The sequence below is a fragment of the Streptomyces pacificus genome, from assembly GCF_011766325.1.
Classification (GTDB): domain Bacteria; phylum Actinomycetota; class Actinomycetes; order Streptomycetales; family Streptomycetaceae; genus Streptomyces; species Streptomyces pacificus.
The window spans coordinates 35,685-55,795 of the sequence record NZ_BLLG01000010.1 but is presented as its reverse complement, the minus strand read 5'-3'; the positions used below and the strand labels follow the sequence as shown (position 1 = coordinate 55,795).

The 20,111-nt window shown below is 74.3% G+C and carries 14 protein-coding genes and 2 pseudogenes; 7 read left to right on the top strand and 9 right to left on the bottom strand.

The window, feature by feature from the left end:
* Positions 1–226: 226 nt before the first annotated feature.
* Together aceB and SCWH03_RS17545 are read right to left on the bottom strand one after the other, a co-directional pair.
* The gene (gene aceB / locus SCWH03_RS17550; protein ID WP_173265208.1) at positions 227–1,849 is read right to left on the bottom strand and encodes a malate synthase A; all 1,623 of its coding nucleotides are present in this window, start codon (positions 1,847–1,849) and stop codon (positions 227–229) included.
* Positions 1,850–2,176: 327 nt separating this feature from the next.
* Positions 2,177–2,788 carry a nucleotidyltransferase family protein gene (locus SCWH03_RS17545; protein WP_173265207.1) on the bottom strand — a complete coding sequence of 204 codons (612 nt, stop codon included), beginning with the start codon at positions 2,786–2,788 and terminating at the stop codon, positions 2,177–2,179.
* A 613-nt stretch (positions 2,789–3,401) separates the two neighbouring features.
* On the opposite strand from SCWH03_RS17545, the gene SCWH03_RS17540 reads away from it, so the two are divergent.
* Together SCWH03_RS17540 and SCWH03_RS17535 are read left to right on the top strand one after the other, a co-directional pair.
* Entirely contained in the window at positions 3,402–3,713 is a 312-nt protein-coding gene (locus SCWH03_RS17540) for a DUF5955 family protein (RefSeq protein ID WP_173265206.1), read from the top strand.
* A gap of 111 nt (positions 3,714–3,824) precedes the next feature.
* On the top strand, positions 3,825–4,538 hold the full coding sequence (locus SCWH03_RS17535) for a class I SAM-dependent methyltransferase (RefSeq protein ID WP_173265205.1): 714 nt from the start codon (positions 3,825–3,827) through the stop codon (positions 4,536–4,538).
* A 383-nt stretch (positions 4,539–4,921) separates the two neighbouring features.
* Here the strand turns inward: SCWH03_RS17535 and SCWH03_RS17530 are convergent, their stop codons facing one another.
* Entirely contained in the window at positions 4,922–5,728 is an 807-nt protein-coding gene (locus SCWH03_RS17530) for an IclR family transcriptional regulator (RefSeq protein WP_173265204.1), read from the bottom strand.
* Positions 5,729–6,067: 339 nt separating this feature from the next.
* Here SCWH03_RS17530 and allB point away from each other — a divergent pair, with 339 nt between their 5' ends.
* Together allB and alc are read left to right on the top strand one after the other, a co-directional pair.
* A complete protein-coding gene (gene allB, locus SCWH03_RS17525; RefSeq protein WP_173265203.1) occupies positions 6,068–7,420 on the top strand; it encodes an allantoinase AllB in 1,353 nt (450 codons plus the stop codon).
* 4 nt (positions 7,421–7,424) lie between these two features.
* The gene (gene alc / locus SCWH03_RS17520) at positions 7,425–8,546 is read left to right on the top strand and encodes an allantoicase (RefSeq protein WP_173265202.1); all 1,122 of its coding nucleotides are present in this window, start codon (positions 7,425–7,427) and stop codon (positions 8,544–8,546) included.
* A gap of 144 nt (positions 8,547–8,690) precedes the next feature.
* On the opposite strand, the pseudogene SCWH03_RS17515 reads toward alc, so the two are convergent.
* The 4 genes and pseudogenes from SCWH03_RS17515 to SCWH03_RS17500 all read right to left on the bottom strand — a co-directional run.
* Positions 8,691–8,873 (bottom strand): annotated as a pseudogene (locus SCWH03_RS17515) (DUF418 domain-containing protein); the annotation flags it as partial.
* Positions 8,874–8,915: 42 nt separating this feature from the next.
* Entirely contained in the window at positions 8,916–12,233 is a 3,318-nt protein-coding gene (locus SCWH03_RS17510; RefSeq protein WP_173265201.1) for an NACHT domain-containing protein, read from the bottom strand.
* 191 nt (positions 12,234–12,424) lie between these two features.
* Complete coding sequence (locus SCWH03_RS17505) at positions 12,425–13,981, bottom strand: glycerol-3-phosphate dehydrogenase/oxidase (protein WP_173265200.1); 1,557 nt, start codon at positions 13,979–13,981, stop codon at positions 12,425–12,427.
* Complete coding sequence (locus SCWH03_RS17500; RefSeq protein ID WP_173265199.1) at positions 13,978–14,577, bottom strand: TetR/AcrR family transcriptional regulator; 600 nt, start codon at positions 14,575–14,577, stop codon at positions 13,978–13,980. Before SCWH03_RS17500 ends, SCWH03_RS17505 begins: the two co-directional genes overlap by 4 nt.
* 71 nt (positions 14,578–14,648) lie before the next feature.
* Here SCWH03_RS17500 and SCWH03_RS17495 point away from each other — a divergent pair, with 71 nt between their 5' ends.
* Together SCWH03_RS17495 and SCWH03_RS17490 are read left to right on the top strand one after the other, a co-directional pair.
* Positions 14,649–16,241, top strand: coding sequence for an FAD-binding oxidoreductase (locus tag SCWH03_RS17495; RefSeq protein ID WP_173265198.1), 1,593 nt, complete (start codon positions 14,649–14,651; stop codon positions 16,239–16,241).
* Positions 16,242–16,388: 147 nt separating this feature from the next.
* On the top strand, positions 16,389–17,270 hold the full coding sequence (locus SCWH03_RS17490) for a diacylglycerol/lipid kinase family protein (RefSeq protein WP_173265197.1): 882 nt from the start codon (positions 16,389–16,391) through the stop codon (positions 17,268–17,270).
* A gap of 103 nt (positions 17,271–17,373) precedes the next feature.
* Here SCWH03_RS17490 and SCWH03_RS17485 read toward each other — a convergent pair.
* Positions 17,374–17,776, bottom strand: a pseudogene (locus SCWH03_RS17485) (ATP-binding protein); the annotation flags it as partial.
* 47 nt (positions 17,777–17,823) lie between these two features.
* Entirely contained in the window at positions 17,824–18,828 is a 1,005-nt protein-coding gene (locus SCWH03_RS17480) for a Gfo/Idh/MocA family protein (protein WP_173265196.1), read from the bottom strand.
* Between the two features lie 155 nt (positions 18,829–18,983).
* On the opposite strand from SCWH03_RS17480, the gene SCWH03_RS17475 reads away from it, so the two are divergent.
* Positions 18,984–19,703, top strand: a complete 720-nt coding sequence (locus SCWH03_RS17475) for a GntR family transcriptional regulator (protein ID WP_272491080.1) — start codon at positions 18,984–18,986, stop codon at positions 19,701–19,703.
* Positions 19,704–20,111 lie beyond the last annotated feature (408 nt).

Below are 20,111 nucleotides of genomic sequence, written 5' to 3'. Positions count from 1 at the left end.
GCTTCGGGCGACGGGCCGGAGCGGGGCGCGGTGCGGTGCGGTGCGGTGCGTGTGGTGCGGAGCCGGAAGCGGCGGCCCGTCGGCGGTGGTGCGGGTACGGCGGCGGCCCGGTGCCGTCGCGGGTACGGCGGCCCGGTGCCGTCGGTGGCCCGCTTCGGCTGCCGCGCGCCGGTCGCCCGCTCGGGTTGCCGTGTGCCGGTGTCCCCCCGCTGCTCGCCCCGGGCGGTCAGCCGACCAGCTGCTCGTACGCGGGCAGGGTGAGGAAGTCCGCGTAGTCGGCGTCGAGCGAGACGTGCAGCAGCAGGTCGTGCGCCTGCTGCCAGCTGCCGGCGGCGAACGCCTCCTCGCCGATCTCCCCGCGGATCGCCGCCAGCTCCTCGGCGGCGACCCGGCGGGCCAGCTCCGGAGTCGCGGTCTCGCCGTTCTCGAAGACGACGCCCGCGTTGATCCACTGCCAGATCTGGGAGCGGGAGATCTCGGCGGTGGCCGCGTCCTCCATCAGGTTGAAGATCGCGACGGCACCGAGACCGCGCAGCCAGGCCTCGATGTAGCGGATACCGACCTGCACGGCGTTGCGCAGGCCCTCGTAGGTGGGGTGGGCGTCGAGCGAGGCGATGTCGATGAGTTCGGCGGCCGTGACGTGCACCTCCTCACGCAGGCGGTCCTTCTGGTGGGGCTTGTCGCCCAGCACCGCGTCGAAGGAGGCCATGGCGATGGGGACCAGGTCGGGGTGGGCGACCCAGGAGCCGTCGAAGCCGTCCCCCGCCTCGCGGTCCTTGTCGGCCTTGACCTTCTCGAAGGCGACCTTGTTGACCTCGGCGTCCTTGCGGGACGGGATGAAGGCCGCCATACCGCCGATGGCGTGCGCGCCGCGCCGGTGGCAGGTGCGGACCAGCAGTTCGGTGTACGCGCGCATGAACGGCGCCGTCATCGTCACCGCGTTGCGGTCCGGGAGGACGAACTCGGCCCCGCCGTCACGGAAGTTCTTGACGAGGGAGAAGAGGTAGTCCCAGCGGCCGGCGTTGAGGCCCGCCGCGTGGTCGCGGAGCTCGTAGAGGATCTCCTCCATCTCGTACGCGGCCGTGATCGTCTCGATCAGGACGGTGGCGCGGACGGTGCCCTGCGGGATGCCGACGTGGTCCTGGGCGAAGACGAAGACGTCGTTCCAGAGCCGGGCCTCCAGGTGCGACTCCGTCTTCGGGAGGTAGAAGTACGGGCCCTTGCCGAGGTCGATGAGCCGCTGTGCATTGTGGAAGAAGTACAGGCCGAAGTCGACCAGGGCACCGGGGACCGGGCGGCCGTCGACCAGCAGATGGCGCTCGTCCAGGTGCCAGCCACGGGGCCGCATCACGACGGTGGCGAGTTCCTGCGCGGGCCGCAGCGCGTACGACTTGCCCGTACGCGGGTCCGCGAAGTCGATGCGGCGCTCGTAGGCGTCGATCAGGTTGAGCTGGCCGAGGACCACGTTCTCCCAGGTGGGCGCCGACGCGTCCTCGAAGTCGGCGAGCCAGACCCTGGCGCCGGAGTTCAGGGCGTTGACGGTCATCTTGCGGTCGGTCGGGCCGGTGATCTCGACGCGGCGGTCGTCGAGCGCGGCCGGGGCCGGGGCGACCTTCCAGTCCTCGTCCTCGCGGATGCGGGCGGTCTCCGGGAGGAAGTCGAGGGTGCCGGTACGGGCGATCTCGGCGCGGCGTGCGGCGCGCCGGGCCAGTAGCTCGTCCCGTCGGGGAGTGAACCTCCGGTGCAGTTCCGCCACGAAGGCGAGCGCGGCGTCGGTCAGCACCTCCTCCTGCCGGGGCAGTGGCCGGGCGTCGACGGTGGCCAGCGGTGACGGCGCTGGTGCGGACATGAGCTGTCACTTCCTTCAGCGAGCTGCACGGGACGGGGGAACGGCTGTCGGCGCACAGTGGAACGGCACTCGGTGCCAGGTTTCCGGAAGTGCGGCCGAGGGCGCCGTTGGGCGGTGAGACACTTCTGATCTGTGGATACTAGTTATCGCATGGTGGAAGTGCAAGGTTTGTTGACGTCGAGATTCTCCCTCTCGACAGACCGTGGCGCTCGGTGCCAGGAACCTCACGCGACGCGACGCGACGCCCCTTGCGGTGACGCGTGCGGCGCGATCCGCTGCGGTGCGCGGAAGCAGGGGCTTCGCCACCGCCGGGCGTTGGGCCGCGGCTCACTCGAGGCGCGTCAGATCCTCCGGTGTGTCGATGTCGTACGCCTCCGCCACATCCCCGCACTCGACGAGGGTGATCTCCTTCTCGTGCTCGGCCAGGTAGTCCCGCGCACCGCGGTCGCCCGAGGCGCGCTCCGCCACCACCTGCCAGCGGCGGGCGCCGATCAGCACGGGATGCCCGCGGCGGCCGTCGTACGCCGCCGACACCAGCGCGGACGGCGAGTCGCAGGCCGCCACGATCCTGGCCACCGCCGCCGCCCCGATGCCGGGCTGGTCCACCAGGGACACCAGGGCCGCGTCCTGGGCGCCGCCCGCGGCGGCCAGCGACTCCAGCCCGGCGCGCAGCGAGGAGCCCATGCCCCCCTCCCAGTCCGGGTTCACGGAGACGACGCAGCCGGCCAGGTCGGCCCGTCGCAGCACCTCGTCCGCCGCGGCCCCCAGGACGACGTGCACGGATCGGCAGCCGCCCGCCCGCAGGACCCGCACCGCGTGCTCCACCAGGGGGCGTCCGCGATGCTCCAGCAGCGCCTTCGGGCGGCCGCCCAGCCGGCGGCCGCCGCCCGCTGCCAATACCAGCCCCGCGACCTGCGGCTTGTCTGAAGTGTGAGCCATGTTCCCTGCTTACCCCATCGGGTGGCGGTGCGGCGCGGTGAACCGTCCGTGCGCCGCACCGGCGTGCCGGGCGCCGGGGCCGGGGCCCCGCGCCGCAGCGGCTCTGCTCGGGGGAGGCGGCAGGCGGGGGCCGGAGCGCCGGCTTCCTCCGCGGCCGCTCGTGAGACGGCTGCCGCCGGTCCGGCCACTGTGGTCGTGCCCGCGGTCGAGGCTCCGCGTACGGCGGGCCTCCGCCGGATCCTTCGGTCCCGTCGTGCCGGTCCCATCGTGCCGGCCCCGTCGTGCCGGCCCCGCCGCCGTGCGGTTCCCGCGGCCGCTGCGCCGGTCCCGGCCGTGGTGCCGGCCCTCGGCGCTGCGCTGACCCCGTCGCCGCCGTCGTTCCGCACGGTTCCGCGGCGCCGCAGCGGGCCCCGCCGGGAGGCCGGTGCGGAGCCGGAGGCCGTGCACTGTGTCGAAAGAGGTCCCCAAGGGGGACACGTCAAGCTGAATTTCGTACCACGGAGTGGCCAAACGCCTACGCAATGGCGTTAACTGGCCCGCAACCCCAGGCGTCGGACCACCGTCCGACGTGTCGTTCACCGGGCAGCACAACGACGTGCGAGGGGGAAGACCTTTGTTGCGGAGCGTGGGGCAGACGCGGGACACCCAGAGCGGCGAGGATCCGAGACTGACGGAGCTGCGTGCTTCCGTCTCCCGGCTCCGACGCGAACTCGCCACCTACCCGGCCGAGTTCGCCGACCGTGCGATAGCGGAGGACGAGCTGGCGGCGATGGACGCGATGGCGGTCGGCGGCGTGCCGGAGGTCCGGCGGCTCCGCCGGTCGCTGCTGCTGACCGCCGGAGCGGTCGGCTCGTTCAGCGCGCTGGCGGCCGCGCTGGCGAACGTGCGGCACGCGGTGGAGCTGTTCGGTGAGCCCAAGGGCTGAGGACATGCCGTCAGGGGTCGGCCCGGCCCCTTCCCGGCCCCTTCCCGGCCCCTTCCCGGCCCCCGTTCCGGCTCGGCGCCGACGGGGGGCCGTCCCGTACCCTGGGAGCCGATGTTCACCTCCCGGGGTCCCAGCCTCCGCGAACTGGCCGTACAGGCGCTGTCGTCGGTCGAGCGCGGGTACGATCTGCTCGCGCCCAAGTTCGACCTGACCCCGTTCCGCACCCCGGACCGGGTACTCGACGGGACGGCGGGAGCGTTGCGACCGCTGGGACCCTTCCGCGACGGGCTGGACGTCTGCTGCGGCACCGGCGCAGGCGCGCGAGTGCTGCGCGCACTCTGCGAGGGGCGGGTCGTGGGAGTCGACTTCAGTGCCGGGATGCTTCACGAGGCGCGCAGCGCCGACCCCGCAGGCGTCCTGGTTCGCGCGGACGCCCGCGCCCTGCCCTTCCGTCCGGTGTTCGATCTGGCGGTGAGCTTCGGCGCCTTCGGGCACTTCCTGCCACGCGAACGCCCCGGACTCTTCGCCCAGGTGCACTCCGCGCTCCGCCCCGGCGGGGTCTTCGCGTTCCCCGTCGGCGCGCCGCCCCGCTTCGGCACGCTGCCGTACTGGGCGATGGTCGGCTTCGACACGGTGATGCGCCTCCGCAACCGCGTGTGGCGGCCCGGCTTCGTCATGTACTACCGGACGTTTCCCCTGGGCGAGGTGCTCGCCGAGCTCCGAGGGACCGGATTCGACGTGGAGTTGACGCCGCTCGAAGGCCTCGGGCGGCGCCCCGACGGCACCCCGCGCTGCGCGGTGGCGGTGGCGCGGCGCAAGGCGTGAGCGGGCCGCCTGCGCGCTGCGCGGCGCCCGGAACCGCGCGGTCGCGCCCGTGACCGGAGCCGAGGGCGCGAGGGCGGGCCGTCGGCCGCCGGGGCGCCGCGCGGGTGCGGGGGAGTGGGAGAGCCGGCGGGCTCGCCAGGGCCGTCGGGTCGACATGCGGTGCCCGCCCGGTGCCCGCCCGGTGCCCGTGCGGCTCTTGAGTGGTGCCCGTGCGGTCCGGGGCGCGTCCTCCCCCAGGGCGCGGTCGCGGATCGCTGCGTCGCCCTGCGCCGGGGCCGGGTCAGCGCCCGCGCCGGGCCGGAGTCCGGCCCGGCCGCCGGCTCCCGAAGAGCCCCCGGGCGGTGCCGCCCGGCCCGATGGCCACCGGGTCCCTTCGCCGTGTGTCAGTCCCGGGGCTCCGACGTGTTCGCCAGTGCCTGCGAGAGTTCCTTCGCCACCGTCCGCAGGACCGGCACGATCTTCTCCGTCGCGGCCTCCGTCACGCGGCCCGCCGGTCCCGAGATGGAGATCGCCGCGGCCGTCGGGGAGTCGGGCACCGGGACGGCGAGGCAGCGCACCCCGATCTCCTGCTCGCTGTCGTCGACGGCGTAGCCCGCGAGGCGGACCTGCTCCAGCGCCTGCAGGAAGCCGTCGGGAGTGGTGATGGTCTTCTCCGTCGCGGCCGGCATGCCGGTGCGGGCCAGCAGCGCCCGGACCTCGTCCGGCGGGAAGTGGGCGAGGAGCGCCTTGCCCACGCCGGTCGAGTGCGGCAGCACCCGGCGGCCGACCTCGGTGAACATCCGCATCGAGTGCTTGGACGGCACCTGCGCCACATAGACGATCTCGTCGCCGTCGAGCAGCGCCATGTTCGCCGTCTCGCCGGTCTCCTCGACCAGGCGGGCGAGGTACGGCCGGGCCCAGGTGCCGAGCAGCCGGGATGCGCTCTCGCCGAGACGGATCAGCCGGGGGCCGAGTGCGTAGCGGCGGTTCGGCTGCTGGCGGACGTAGCCGCAGGCGACCAGGGTGCGCATCAGCCGGTGGATCGTGGGCAGGGGGAGCCCGCTGCTCGCGGAGAGTTCGCTCAGCCCGACCTCGCCGCCCGCGTCGGCCATCCGCTCCAGCAGGTCGAAGGCCCGCTCGAGGGACTGGACCCCGCCGCTGCCTGCGGTGGGTTTGGCGGCGTCGGTGGTGCTGGCGCTGGACGTCGGCACGTCAACGGTCCTTTCAGGCGGGCGGGCAGGTCAGCAGCCTACCGGGCGGTGCCGTGGGCGCACACCGCCGCTGCGCGGGCGCAGCGGCCGGGCGGGGCGGTCCGGCCGGGGCAGCGGTCCGGCCCTCTCCTGCGGTTCCGGGACGGCGCCTCGCCGCATACATCGCGTTCTGTTTGGCGAAATAATAGTTCCACTTCGTGAAAATGTCTGGTGATCTCCGACCGGGTTCCCGCCGTACCCGCGGGGTCTTGACGGGGCGGGGGCGGGAGGGAAGACTCCTTCAACAGTTCGTTGAATTTCGCTCTGCGGAAGTTCCGCGATACGGAAGTGAGGGGCAGGGTGTCCGATACGCACGTCACGGACGTGGACCTGGTGCTGCGCTCGACCTATGTCGTCACCCCCGGTGGCGCGCGCCCCGCCTCGATCGCCGTCGCCGCCGGGAGGATCGCGGCGGTGCTTCCGTACGACGCCGTGGTGCCGGCCGGAGCCCTGCTCGAGGATGTGGGCGACCATGCCGTCCTGCCGGGTCTCGTTGACACACATGTGCACGTCAATGACCCCGGCCGCACCGAGTGGGAGGGCTTCTGGACCGCCACCCGGGCGGCCGCCGCCGGCGGCATCACCACGCTGCTGGACATGCCGCTGAACTCCCTCCCGCCCACGACCACGGTCGACGGCCTGCGCGTCAAGCAGGACGCGGCACGGCCCAAGGCCCATGTGGACACCGGGTTCTGGGGCGGCGCCGTCCCCGGCAACGTCAAGGACCTGCGTCCGCTGCACGAGGCGGGCGTCTTCGGCTTCAAGTGCTTCCTGTCGCCGTCCGGCGTCGAGGAGTTCCCCGAACTCGACCGGGAGCAGCTCTCCCGCGCCCTCGCGGAGATCGCCGGCTTCGACGGACTGCTGATCGTCCACGCCGAGGATCCGCACCACCTGTCCGCCGCCCCGCAGCGGCCGGGCCCCCGCTACGCCGACTTCCTCGCGTCCCGCCCCCGGGGCGCCGAGGACACCGCGATCGCCCACCTCATCGCCCAGGCCCGGAGCTCCCGGGGGCGGGTGCACGTGCTGCACCTGTCCTCGGGCGACGCGCTGCCGCAGATCGCCCGGGCCAGGGCCGAGGGAGTGCGGATCACCGTCGAGTCCTGCCCGCACTTCCTCACCCTCACCGCCGAGGAGATACCCGACGGCGCGACCGAGTTCAAGTGCTGCCCCCCGATACGCGAGGCGGCCAACCGGGATGTGCTCTGGCAGGGTCTCGCCGACGGCACCATCGACTGCGTCGTCTCCGACCACTCGCCCTGCACCGGCGACCTGAAGACCCCCGACTTCGCCTCGGCCTGGGGCGGGATCTCCTCGCTCCAGCTCGGCCTGCCGGCGCTCTGGACGGAGGCCCGCAGGCGCGGCCACACCCTGGAGGACGTCGTCCGCTGGATGTCCGCCGCCCCGGCGGAGCTCGCCGGCCTCACCCGCAAGGGGGCGATCGAAGCCGGACGCGACGCCGACTTCGCCGTCCTCGCCCCCGACGAGGCCTTCACCGTCGACCCCGCCGAACTCCACCACCGCAACCGGGTCACCGCCTACGCGGGCAAGGCCCTGCACGGTGTCGTCAAGTCGACATGGCTGCGCGGCACGCGGATCGTGGCGAACGGCACCGTCGCCGAGCCCACCGGCCGGCTGCTCGAGAGGAACGACTGACACCGTGGCGACACCGCCCTTCACCGGCAACGCGAGCCCGTACGGGGGCGGCGACCCGTATGCCGACTACCGCACCGCCAACTTCCCGTTCACCGGTCTCGCCAACCTCGCCGACCGCCGGCTCGGCGCGGGTGTGATCGCCGCGAACGACGAGTTCTTCGCCCAGCGGGAGAACCTGCTGGTGCCCGAGCCCGCCGCGTTCGACCCGGAGCACTTCGGCCACAAGGGCAAGATCATGGACGGCTGGGAGACACGGCGCCGCCGCGGTGCCTCGGCCGAGCAGCCCTGGCCCACGGCCGACGACCACGACTGGGCCCTGATCAGGCTCGGCGCGCCCGGCGTGATCCGCGGCATCGTCGTCGACACCGCGCACTTCCGCGGCAACATGCCGGGGGCCGTGTCCGTCGAGGCAACCGCCTGGGAAGGGCCCCACGGCGCACCCGCCCCGGAGGAACTGCTCTCCGAGAGCGTGAAGTGGACGACGCTCGTACCCCGGGCCCCGGTGGCCGGTCACGCGGCCAACGGTTTCCAGGTGACCGCCGAGCAGCGCTTCACCCATCTGCGCCTCAACCAGCACCCCGACGGCGGCATTGCACGGCTGCGGGTGTACGGAGAGGTCGTCCCGGACCCGAGGTGGCTCGCCGCGCTCGGCACCGTCGACGTCGTGGCACTGGAGAACGGCGGTGCCGTGGAGGACGCCTCCGACCGCTTCTACTCGCCGCCGGCCAACACCATCAACCCGGGCCGCTCCCGGAAGATGGACGACGGCTGGGAGACCGCGCGCCGCCGTGACCGGGGCAACGACTGGATCCGGTACCGGCTGGTCGCCGACTCCCAGATCCGCGCCGTCGAGATCGACACCGCCTACCTCAAGGGCAACTCCGCCGGCTGGGCCTCCCTCTCGGTCAGGACGGGCGAGGACGGGGCGTGGGCCGAGTTCCTGCCGCGCACCCGCCTGCAGCCCGACACCAACCACCGCTTCGTGCTGGACACCCCGGTGAGCGGCACGCATGTCCGCATCGACGTCTTCCCGGACGGAGGCTTCTCCCGGCTGCGTCTGTTCGGCTCGCTCACCGAGCGGGGCGCGGCGGCCCTGGCGGCCCGTCGCCGCGAACTCGGTGGCTGACCGCGGGCTCCCGGCCCGGTGCCGCACGGGGTCCCGCGGAGCGGGGCGTGCCGCTCCCGCGTCCGGCGGCCACCGCCCCGGTGCGGGGCCGGCCCGTTCCCACGGCTCCGCCGTGCCGCCGCAGAGCCGCGCCGCCGCGCGTGCTCAGCGCCGCAGCAGCCGGTGCTGCACGGACTCCAGCGGGCCCCTGGCGAACCGCCGCAGCCACAGAGCGGAACCCGCCATCAGTGCGGCGCACACCGCCGCCCACAGCGCCATCACCCACCACGGCCGCCCGGACCCGCCAAGCCGCTCCGCGAGGCCGAGGCCGATGCCGTAGGAGACGAGCCGCTCGCTCCGGAACCCGTGGACGACCGCCGCCACGACGCGTCACCCGCCGCCGAAGCCGCCGGCCCGCGCGATCTCCTGGTGGAGGGACGGATACCGCCGGGCGAGCACGCCGTGGGCACGCTCGCGCAGGACTCGCGGCAGGCGCTGCTCCCGCAGGCAGGCGGCGACCGGACGGGCGTCGTCGCCCCAGGGGTGGTCGCCGCCGCTTTCGTGCGCCGCGGCCCAGACGGCGACCGCCTCGGCGGGGGCATGGCGGAGCAGAGCCAAGAGAGCCGCGGAGAGGGAGGGGGACGGCTGCGGTGCCCCGAAGAGTACGGCTTCGTCGATGATGTGGCGGGCGATCTCGGCTGCCGCCGGCGAGGAGGCGTGCTGGCAGAGGAGTGTCAGGACGCGTTTGTAGGTGTCGGCGTCGAGGCGCCGCCGGTCCCTTCGCAGCAGGTCCGACACCAGAAGGCAGAAGTCGTCCGTCAGCCCGGCGTCGAGGAGCGTGGCCCCCACCGAGCGGTACAGCGAGGCAAGCTCCGCGTCGGCCATGCCCGACCGCGGCCCCAGCCACAGCCGCAGCAGGTCGTGCGCGAGCGAGGTGGCGGGCTCCCCGACCCCTGCGCTCATCGTCGTGACCGCCGGCCCCAGCGCCGCGAAGACGGGATCCATGGCGTGCCGGACCACCGTGTCGCCGGTGCCGCCGGACACGTCCATCTTGTGCCATAACTCGTCCCAGTAGGACCGTGCCCAGTGCACGGGGCCTGCAGGCGGCACGGGGAAGAGCCAGCGGTTGTCCACCGGCTCCGGCGCCTTCAGCTCTCCCGAGCGCGGCGCGAGCTGCAGGTCACGCCCGTGCTCGTGCCGGGACGTGCGGCGGACCGTCATCGACAGGGCGAACTCCGTCCACTGGAACTCGGTGAACGAGGAGCGCCACAGCAGCACGTGCCGGTGCCACGAGTCGGCCGGATCCTCCGAGCCGGGGAAGAGCTCCGAAGCGGTGGTGCCACCCGTCAGCAGCAGCACCACGAGGGTGAGGTTGGCACCGTAGATCCCGTGCCGGGAAGAAGTACGCAGTCGCCTCGGGCGGTATCCGCGGAAGGGGTCGTCCGCCCGGTTGGACTGCTCGTACAGCAGCCGGGTGAGCAGCAGGGTCAGCCGCTGCCGCTCTTGCGCGGGTATGTGCTCGACGAGCGAGGATGCGAAGCGCAGCATCTGACGGGACGAGAGCGGGGCGTAGGACAGGAGGGCGTAGGCGAAGCCGTCGCCGACCGGACTGTGGCCCAGGCTGACGGGCGACTGCTGGGCCAGGAGACCGCGCAGCACGTGTACGGCCAGCCGGACCGCGAGGTACTCCCCGAAGGTGGCGTGCAGGAACTCGTACGTGGACAGCTCGCGTTCGTCGCGCAGCGCCTGGGCGCGCTGGATGAAGAAGAAGCGCCCCAGTGCCGCGTCGGACGCCGCCAGCGGGCTGCGGAACGACGTGGCGCGGCGGACGGGTTCCAGGTGCAGCAGCTCGGCGAGGTCGCTGTCCAGCTCGTCGGCGGTGACCCACTGCCGCTGGCGGTTCAGCGCGGCGAACGCCACCAGCGACAGCCGCTGGAGTTCCCGCTCGACCAGCTCCGCCTCGTCGACGCCCGGCAGGGCGTCCCCGGTGTCCTTGCCGACTTCGCGCCGGGCGAACGAGGTGAGCAGGTCCTCGTAGAGGTGGGCTTCGTCGAGCGGTTCCTCCCCGTCCCGCTGGAGTCCGTTGTCGGCGGCGTCGTAGAGGGCCAGCATGGTCAGCAGCAGGGGCTGGGCGGCGAGTGCCGAGTGGCGGGCGAGCAGGTCCCACGGCAGGGGGCGCAGTCCGCGAGCGGCCAGAACCGGTGCGTTGGCCTCGTTCCACACCGACAGCCACACCTGCACCTGCTCCGGACGGAACGGCTCCAGGCGCAGCGCCACCAGCCCCTCGGGGGAGCGGGTCCGGTCGGCGACGGCGGTCCGGCTGGTCACCACGGCCAGCACGGTGCGTCCCTGGTCCGCCTCCCGCTGCTGGAAGCGGGCCACCCGGGTGAGGAAGTCGTTGTGGTGGACGCCGGTGGTCTGCAGGAGTTCGTCGAAGCCGTCCAGCAGCAGCACGGGCACGAGTCCGCCGGCCGCGCGCACGAGCGACGGCCAGGACGCGGTCTCCCCGGTCGCCGAGCGGATTGCCTGCTCGATCTGGTCCTGCAGCTCGCTCTCCGCCCGCACATCGCGCAGCGGCACCCGGACGGGAAGGAATCCCGCGGCCGGGAGCCGGGCCGCCAGCACCCGGGTGAGTACTGACTTGCCCGCCCCGGGCTGGCCCAGGATCAGCAGCGGGGCGTGGTGGTGCCCGGGTGTGGCGAGCGCTCCGGCGAGGTACGTCGTCAGGTCGCGACGGACCGGCACCTGTTCCCACCACACCTCGTCGGCGGGGCTGACCTGCCCGGTGACCGCCTGTACGCGGAAATCGGGGTCGATGTACATCTCGGACAGCGTGGGGACACGGATGCCGCGGGGCGCACGCGACGCGTCCAGGACGGGCTGGCGCAGAACCGCCTCGTGACTTCGGGCGAGGGCTGCCGCGACGTCCACCGGTGGCCGCAGGGAGCCGGCCACCCCCGTCAGCAGCGACTCGATGCCGCTCAGGGCGCGTCCGACCTGTGCACGGGTGGCCTGGTGCTCGGTCTGCTCCGCCCAGAAGGCGAATTCCGGTGCCTGCCGGGCGAGCTGGGAGTACAGCTCCTTGTACCGCTCGACCGCCGCCACGCTGACCCGGGTGCGCAGCAGGTGCCCGGCGTCCCGCCGCTGGTCCACGGAGAGCTCCTCGCCCACGCGCAGCCCGGCGACGAACCGCAGCAGCGCCATGGAGAGCCGGTCGTACCATCCCTCCATGGCGTGCACGGTGTCCTCGAACGGGAGATGCGGCATCGGGTGCGGGGCTTCGACGGCCGTGAGCGCCTGGGCGAACGCGGCGAAGCCGCTCGGTGGGGGCGCCTCCCCGCCGGCGAGTGCCACCTGTTCGGCGCGGGTGAGAGCCAGTTCCTCGAGAGTGAACGGAAGCTCGGCCTCTCCCAGCGCGTCGAACCAGGCCACCAGCACGATCACCTTGTGCGCGGCGAGCAGCAGGTCGCTGCGCTCCGCACGGCTCCCGGCCCGGCCCATGCGCTGACGTGCACCGCGCACCGCGTCCCGGCCGAGCCCGATGAGGCGGCCCCGCGCGTCGGCCAGGTCCAGGACGGCCCCGGCCGTCCCGCCCGTCGCGAGGTCCAACGCCCCGCCCAGAGCCCGGTCCAGGGCCTGCACCGCCGGGGGGTCCTGCCCCAGGAGTGCCAACGCGTCGCCGAACGACAACTGCCTGCGCAACACCATGGCCCACCCCCGGGTCGTCCACCTCGCCCGGGCTCCACTCTGGCACGACCGGGGCGGTGGCGGGGCGTTGCCGGACATGTGCGGGCGGACCGGGGAGTGGGCCCGCCCGCCTGGGGCCGCCGCGGTGGCGGTCCCGCGCGCGCCGTCTGTCCCGCGCGCGCCGCACGGCCCTGCCCGGGTCGCCCGCCCCGTCAGCCGACCCGGGCGGCCAGTGCCTCGCGTGCCGCGCCCAGCGCGGTCTCCCGGTCGTGCGGCACCAGGCCGATCCGGGTGCGGCGGTCCAGGAGGTCGGACTCGTCCAGGGCGCCCTCGTGCCGTACGGCCCAGAGCAGTTCGGCCCCCGTGACCGGGTGGCCGGGGACGACGGGGCGATCCAGCGCGGGGTCGGCGAGGCCGAGGGCGTGGACGGCCGGCGCCTCCGAGCCGTAGCGGCCGACCAGCCTGGCGGGCGCGTCAAGGGCGGCGAGCGCGTCCGGTCCGGCCGCGCCGACCAGCGGCAGCACGGCGGTCCGGCACCGGCCGGCGCGCAGCCCGTGTGCGGCGAGCGCCGCGTCCACCGCGTCCTGGGCCATCCGCCGGTACGTGGTGAGCTTGCCGCCGACGACGGTGACGACGCCGTCTGGCGAGGTGAGGACGGCGTGCCTGCGCGAGAGGTCCGCGGTGCGCCCCGGGTCGCCGCCACCGGAGCCGTCCAGCAGCGGGCGCAGCCCGGCGAAGGCGCCGGCCACGTCGCCGCGGGTCACGGGCACGTCGAGCGCGGAGCAGAGGACGTCGAGGAGGAAGCCGATGTCCGTCTCCGGTACCTCCGGTACATCGGGCACGTCGCCGTCGACCGGTTCGTCGGTCAGGCCCACGTACACCCGGCCGTCGCCCTGCGGCAGGACGAGGACGAAGCGGTTGGCCTCGCCGGGGACCGGGATGTGCAGGCCGGCCGCGAGGCCCCCGAGGGCTTCGGAGCGGAGCACCAGATGGGTGCCGCGCGAGGGCCGCAGCCGCACGTCGCCGACGAGTCCGCCCGCCCAGACGCCGGTGGCGTTGATCACCGCGCGGGCCCTGATCCGCAGCTCCTCGCCGGTCCGTTCGTCGCGTACGGCCGCGCCCCGGCCGCCGGCGGAGAGCGCGCGCACCCGGGTGAGGATCCGGGCGCCGTGCGCGGCAGCGGTCCGGGCGACGGCGGTCACCAGCCGGGCGTCGTCGGTGAGCCGGCCGTCCCAGGACAGCAGTCCGCCGCGCAGCCCGGCCGGCCGCAGTGCGGGTGCGAGGTGGCGGGTCTCCACCGCGGACAGGGTGCGCGGTGCGGGCAGGGCCGTGCGCGAGGTGCGGGCGGCGACCCGCAGCAGGTCGCCGGCGCGGAAGCCCGCCCGGGCCAGCGCGGCCTGGGCGCGCGGGACCAGCGGCGTCAGCGGGAGGACGAACGGCTGGGCGCGCACCAGGTGGGGGGCGGTGCGCTCCATGAGGATGCCGCGTTCCACCGCGCTCTCGCGGGCGACGTCCAGTTGGGCGCTCGCGAGGTAGCGCAGTCCGCCGTGGACGAGCTTGGAGCTCCACCGGGAGGTGCCGAAGGCGAGGTCGTGGGCGTCGATGGCGGCGACCGACAGTCCCCGGGAGGCGGCGTCGAGGGCTGCTCCAGCGCCCGTCGCGCCGAGGCCGACGACGAGCACGTCGACCTCGGACCCGTCGGCGAGTGCGGCGAGTTCCCGCGCGCGGCGCGCCGCGTTCAGCGAGGAGGTGGGGCGCGGAGTGCTCATGGCGAGAGGGTCCTCTCCAGCAGGGTCCGCAGCTCTTGGAGGAAGGCCGCGTCGGTGAGCCCGGGGTCGTCCGGTTCGGTCATGGTGCGCAGCGACATGGCGAACGACTGCACGACGAGCAGCAGCGACCTGGCCTGCAGATCGGGGCCGCACCGCCGGACGGAGCCGTCGGCGTGGCCTTCGGCCAGGGTGCCGGTGATCAGCCCGAGGAGTGCGTCCTGGCTGGCGCCGCGGCGGTCGAGCAGATAGGGCAGCAGCAGTTCGGGGTCGACGTCGACGATCTTGTGGAACAGGGGGTGGGCGCGGAACGCGGCGACCCCGTCGACGAGTCCGTCGACCAGCCGCGCCCGGGTCGTGGCGTCCGGCGCGGCCGGGGGGATCGCGTTCACCGCGAGCGCGATCCACTCCCGCGTCATCAGATCGCCGACGAGGGTCCGTACGTCCGGCCAGCGCCGGTAGAGGGTCATGCGTGACACCCCGGCTCGCCGGGCCACGTCGGTCAGGGTGGTCCGGCGTACGCCGACGGCCAGGACGCAGTCTCGTGCCGCGTCGAGGACGGCGTCTCCGCCCTCATAGTTGTGACGAATGTGCGCCATCTGTCACAGTGTAATGCAGGGCGGGCCGCGCGCCACCGCGCCCCGCGAACAGACGGCGGAGGACGAACGACGTGGACATGTTGTGGAGCGGCTGGGGCGACCCCGCCAAGGCGGCACCGCTGCCCGGTTCGGTGATCGCCCTCCTGCGCGATCTGCTCGGAGTCACCCCCCGCGAGAGCGGCCCCACCGCCCTCGGCGACATCGCGGTACCCGGCTCCGCACTGACCGGAGCGGCCCGCCGGGCGCTCACCGCGGCCGTCGGGGGCCCCGCGCAGCTGCGCACCGACGCGGAGTCCCGGATCCGCCACACCCGCGGCAAGTCCACCCCGGACCTGCTGCGGATCCGCGCCGGCGAGGTCGACGACATCCCCGCCGCCGTCGTGCTGCCCGCCCACCACGACGAGGTGCTGGAGGTGCTGCGGGCCTGCGCCGAACACGGCCTGGCCGTCGTGCCGTTCGGCGGCGGCACCTCCGTCGTCGGCGGCCTCGCCCCCGAGACCGGGCACGCCTTCGTCGCCCTGGACCTGCGGCGTCTCGACGGACTCCTCTCCCTCGACGAGGTCTCCCGCACCGCCGTGCTCCAGCCCGGGCTGCGCGCGCCCGACGCGGAGGCGCTCCTGGGCCAACGGGGCTTCACCCTGGGCCACTTCCCCCAGTCCTACGAGTGGGCGTCGATCGGGGGGTTCGCCGCCACCCGCTCCAGCGGCCAGGCCTCCGCCGGATACGGCCGCTTCGACGAGATGGTCCTCGCCGCCACCGTCGCCACTCCCGAGGGGACTTGGGAGACCGGGCGCGCCCCCCGCTCGGCCGCCGGACCGGACCTGCGCCAGCTGGTGCTCGGCTCCGAGGGCGCGCTCGGCGTGATCACCTCGCTCACCGTCCGCATCCGGCCCCTGCCGCAGGTGCGCGTCTACGAGGGCTGGCGCTTCGCCTCCTTCGAGGCCGGCACCGCCGCGCTCCGCAGACTCGCCCAGGACGGGCCGCGCCCCACCGTGCTCCGGCTCTCCGACGAGACCGAGTCCCTTATCGGCCTCGCCCAGCCCGACCGGATCGGCGGCGAGGACGCGCGGTCCACCGGCTGCATGGCGATCGCCGGGTACGAAGGCACCGCCGAGGACACCGCCGACCGGCGCGCCCGGGCCCGCGAGGTCCTCCTCGCCTGCGGCGGCGAGTACGCGGGCGAGGAGCCCGGCGAGCGCTGGGCCCACGGCCGCTACGACGCCCCCTATCTGCGCGACGCGCTCCTCGACGCGGGCGCCTTCGTGGAGACCGTGGAGACCGCGGCCTTCTGGTCCGCGCTGCCCGGCCTGTACGAGGCGGTGCGCGAAGCCCTCACCGCCGCCCTCACCGAGGCGGGGACCCCGCCGCTGGTCATGTGCCACATCTCGCACGTGTACGAGAACGGCGCCTCGCTCTACTTCACCGTCGTCTCCGCCCAGGGCGGCGACCCCGTGGCCCACTGGGCCCCGGCCAAGCGGGCGGCGGGCGACGCGATCCTGGCCTCCGGCGGCACCATCAGCCATCATCACGGCATCGGTACCGACCACCGAGACTGGTTCACCCGGGAGATCGGGCCCGTCGGCGTCCGCGTGCTGCAGGCCGTCAAGGCCGAACTCGACCCCAGCGGCATCCTCAACCCCGGTGTGCTGATCCCCGTCCGCTGACCGGACCGGTCTGCGCCGGTCTGCGCCGGCCGGCTTCGGTTCCGGTTCCGGTTCCGTCACCTGTCTCTGCCGGCCGGCTCTGCTTCCGCTGACCGGACCTGCTCTCCCCCGCCCCCGCCCGCCCCTGCCTTCCGAAAGGCGCCATCCATGCGACAGTTCACCGCCGTCGTCAACCCCGCAGCGGGCGGCTCGAGCGGCACGGCGGCCCTGCTCCCGCTGGCCCGCCTCCTGAGGGAGGCCGGGGCCGGCCTCGACACCCGCTACAGCCGCAACCTCCGGCACGCCCGGGAGCTGGCACGCGAGGCCGGGCGCAGGGGGCGCGTCGTGCTCGCCGTCGGCGGCGACGGCATGGCGGGATGCGTCGGCGGTGCGCTCAGCGGCACCGGCACGGTCCTCGGGCTGGTGCCCGCCGGACGCGGCAACGACTTCGCCCGGGCGCTGGGCCTGCCCACCGGCACCACCGCCCTCGCCGCCCTCCTGCTCGACGGCACGCCCCGCGCGGTCGACACCATCCGGGTCGATTCGTCCGTGCACGCCGGGGAGTCCGTCCTGGGCAGCGTGTACGCCGGCGTCGACGCCGTCGCCAACCGGTACGCCAACACCTCGAGGCTGCTGCGCGGCGCGGCCTCGTACTACGCGGGCGGGCTGCGGGCCGTGGCGGCCTGGCGGCCGGCCGAGTACCGCGTCACCGTGGACGGCGTACTCCACGAGCGGCGCGGCTACACCGTGGTCGCCGCCAACTCGGGCTACTACGGCTTCGGCCGCAACATCGCCCCCGGGGCCCGCCTCGACGACGGCGTGCTCGATGTCGTCGTCATCCGGCACGCTCCCAAGCGCCTCTTCTTCGCGATGATGAACGAGCTCAAGACCGGTGCGCATCTGCGGCGCCCCGAGATCGAGGTGCTGCGCGGCGAGGAGATCCGCATCGAGGCCGAACGCCCCCTGCCCTACGGGGCGGACGGCGAGGTCGACGCGACCCTGCCGGTGAGGTTGCGGGTGCAGCCGGGCGCGCTGAACGTGCTGGCCTGACCGCGCGGCGGGCCGCTGCGCCGGCTCGCCGCGCCGCCGCGGGCCGCTGCCCTCGCCCGCCGCGCATCCGTGCGTGCGCCGCGCACCCGTGAGCGGTGCACGCTCACTGCTCGCGCATCCCCCAGGGGGTGCCGTGATCCGTCAGCAGATCCAGGAAGGGGCGCGCCTCGAAGGCCTCCGGGCCGAGGACGCCGGTCCCGGACCACGCGCCACCCGCCAGCGGTTCCAGGGCGACGACCGGGTTGAACGCGGTCTGCCACACCACGGCCTGGCTGCCGTACTCCTTCATCGACCACTCGTTGTCGACGACGTGGTACGGGTGCACCTCGCGCGGCCGGCCGTCCTTGACGCCCTTCACCCATGTCCTCGCGCACGTCTTGCCCCGCATCCGGTCGCGGGGCGCGGCCGGGTCCGGCAGGCAGGCGGCGACGATGTCACGCGGCGACGACGTCACGCGGCGACACCCGTACCGGGCCGTCGGCGCCGCGCACCGTCACCGGGTCCGTGCCGGTGCCCGGGCCGGGGCTGATGGGCGGTGGCGGGGCCGGCCGGGTCAGAGCCCGGGGATCTCCTCCAGGCGCACCGGGCGGTGCTCTCGCCGGGACAGCTCGCACGCCTCTGCGACGCGCAGTGCCTCCAGGGCCTCCCGGCCGTCGCAGGGGTTGTCCGCCTCGCCCGTCGCGAGGCGGACGAACGCGTCCAGCTCGGCCTCGTAGGCGGGGGCGAAGCGCTCCAGGAAGCCCGGCCAGGGCTTGTCGGCGGGAGGCGGGCCCTGCGGTTCGGTGGAGGTGATCGGCGTACGGTCGTCCAGGCCGACGGCGACCGTGTCGTCCTCGCCGCACAGCTCCATGCGGACGTCGTAGCCCGCGCCGTTGCAGCGGGTGGCCGTGGCGGTCGCGAGCACGCCCTCGTCGAGGACCAGCACGGCCGCCGCCGTGTCGACGTCGCCCGCCTCGCGGAACATGGCGTGCCCGGCGTCGGAGCCGGTGGCGTACACCTCCACCACCTCCCGTCCGGTGATCCAGCGCAGGATGTCGAAGTCGTGCACGAGGCAGTCGCGGTAGAGCCCGCCGGACAGCGGAAGGTACGGGGCGGGCGGCGGGGCCGGGTCCGCGGTGACGGCCCGTACGCTGTGCAGCCTGCCGAGCCGGCCCGAGCGCACCAGCTCGCGGGCCCTGACGTACCCGGCGTCGAAGCGCCGCATGAAGCCGAGCTGGAGTTCGGTCCCGGCGCGGTCCACCTCGCGCAGTGCCTCCAGGGTCCCCGGCAGGTCCAGCGCTATCGGCTTCTCGCAGAAGGCGGGGAGCCCGGTGCGTGCGGCCCGGCCGATCAGCTCGGCGTGGGCGGCGGTGGCCGAGGAGATGACGACGGCGTCCACGCCCCAGGTGAACACCTCGTCGACGGAAGGGGCCGCGGTGGCGTCGATCCGGGCCGCGACCTCGCGGGCCCGCCGGGCGTCGGTGTCCGCGACCACCAGGGCGCCGACATCGCGGTGGCGGCTGAGGACGCCCGCGTGGAAGGCGCCGATACGTCCGGTTCCGATGAGTCCGATGCGCATGGCCCAAAGGTGGAGGCCGCCGCGGTGACCTGTCAAGCATTTGTCCTGACAATCGAACGACACAACTTTCCGTCAACAGACCCTGCGACTACCCTCGCAGCGTGCCCAAGCAGCCCAGAGAACCGACGGACGCCACCGCACCACTCCGGCTCAGCGTGGACCGCACCAGCCCGGTCCCGCTGTACTTCCAGCTGTCGCAGCAGCTGGAGGCGGCCATCGGACAGGGCACGCTGGCACCCGGCAGCCTCCTCGGCAACGAGATCGAACTGGCCGGCCGGCTCGGGCTGTCCCGGCCCACCGTCCGCCAGGCCATCCAGTCCCTCGTCGACAAGGGGCTGCTGGTGCGGCGCCGGGGGGTAGGCACCCAGGTCGTGCACAGCAGGGTGAGGCGCCCGCTGGAACTGAGCAGTCTCTACGACGACCTGGAGGCGGCGGGGCGGCGGCCCGCCACCCGCGTCCTGCGCAACCTCGTCGAGCCGGCGACCGCCGAGGTCGCGGCCGCCCTCGGAGTGCCGGAGGGCGCGGACGTCCACCTGGTGGAGCGGCTGCGCTCGGCGCACGGCGAGCCCATGGCGCATCTGCGCAACCACCTGCCGGCCGGGCTGCTGCCGCTGGAGACCGGGCAACTGGAGTCCACCGGGCTCTATCGGCTGATGCGCGGCGCCGGCATCACCCTGCATAGCGCCCGGCAGTCGGTCGGGGCGTGTGCCGCCGGCGGCGACGAGGCACTGCTGCTCGGCGAGGCGGCCGGCGCCCCGCTGCTCACGATGGAGCGGACCACCTTCGACGACACCGGACGCGCGGTCGAGTTCGGGTCCCACGTCTACCGGGCCTCGCGGTACGCCTTCGAGTTCCAGCTCCTGGTGCGTCCGTAGCGCCGCCGCCGCGGCTTTTGCGCCGCCCGCAACCGGCGGACCCTGCCCCACCCGCTCCCACTGCACCGGAACGCCCGGCAGCAGCCGGAAGTGACGGGATATACCCGCATATACCCGCATATGCACGGAAATGCTCAGACCGGGCGCGGAGGGTCCGGCGCCGGTCCCGTGGAGGCCCACCCGGCCGCGGCCGGGCGGCCGGGCGGCGAGGCGGGCCCCGCCGTCACGCCGCGGTCAAGGGGGGCCGAGGAGCGGGGCCGGCTCGTCCGGAGTACATCGGCCCGGTGGCCCGGTGGCCCGGTGGCCCGCAGGTGCCGTCGCCTCCCCCGCCGAGCCCGAGATGCCCACCCGCCCGTCACCCCGGCGGTCGGGCTCGGGGATACTTGCCCGGGAATACGGCAGAGACAG

What these genes read in the sequence shown, in the direction of transcription:
- SCWH03_RS17480 (WP_173265196.1), bottom strand. Translation starts at nt 18,828, where the DNA reads ATGCGCATCGGACTCATCGGAACCGGACGTATCGGCGCCTTCCACGCG.
- SCWH03_RS17500 (WP_173265199.1), bottom strand. Translation starts at nt 14,577, where the DNA reads ATGGCGCACATTCGTCACAACTATGAGGGCGGAGACGCCGTCCTCGAC.
- SCWH03_RS17510 (WP_173265201.1), bottom strand. Translation starts at nt 12,233, where the DNA reads ATGGTGTTGCGCAGGCAGTTGTCGTTCGGCGACGCGTTGGCACTCCTG.
- SCWH03_RS17535 (WP_173265205.1), top strand. Translation starts at nt 3,825, where the DNA reads ATGTTCACCTCCCGGGGTCCCAGCCTCCGCGAACTGGCCGTACAGGCG.
- SCWH03_RS17545 (WP_173265207.1), bottom strand. Translation starts at nt 2,788, where the DNA reads ATGGCTCACACTTCAGACAAGCCGCAGGTCGCGGGGCTGGTATTGGCA.
- SCWH03_RS17505 (WP_173265200.1), bottom strand. Translation starts at nt 13,981, where the DNA reads ATGAGCACTCCGCGCCCCACCTCCTCGCTGAACGCGGCGCGCCGCGCG.
- SCWH03_RS17490 (WP_173265197.1), top strand. Translation starts at nt 16,389, where the DNA reads ATGCGACAGTTCACCGCCGTCGTCAACCCCGCAGCGGGCGGCTCGAGC.
- aceB (WP_173265208.1), bottom strand. Translation starts at nt 1,849, where the DNA reads ATGTCCGCACCAGCGCCGTCACCGCTGGCCACCGTCGACGCCCGGCCA.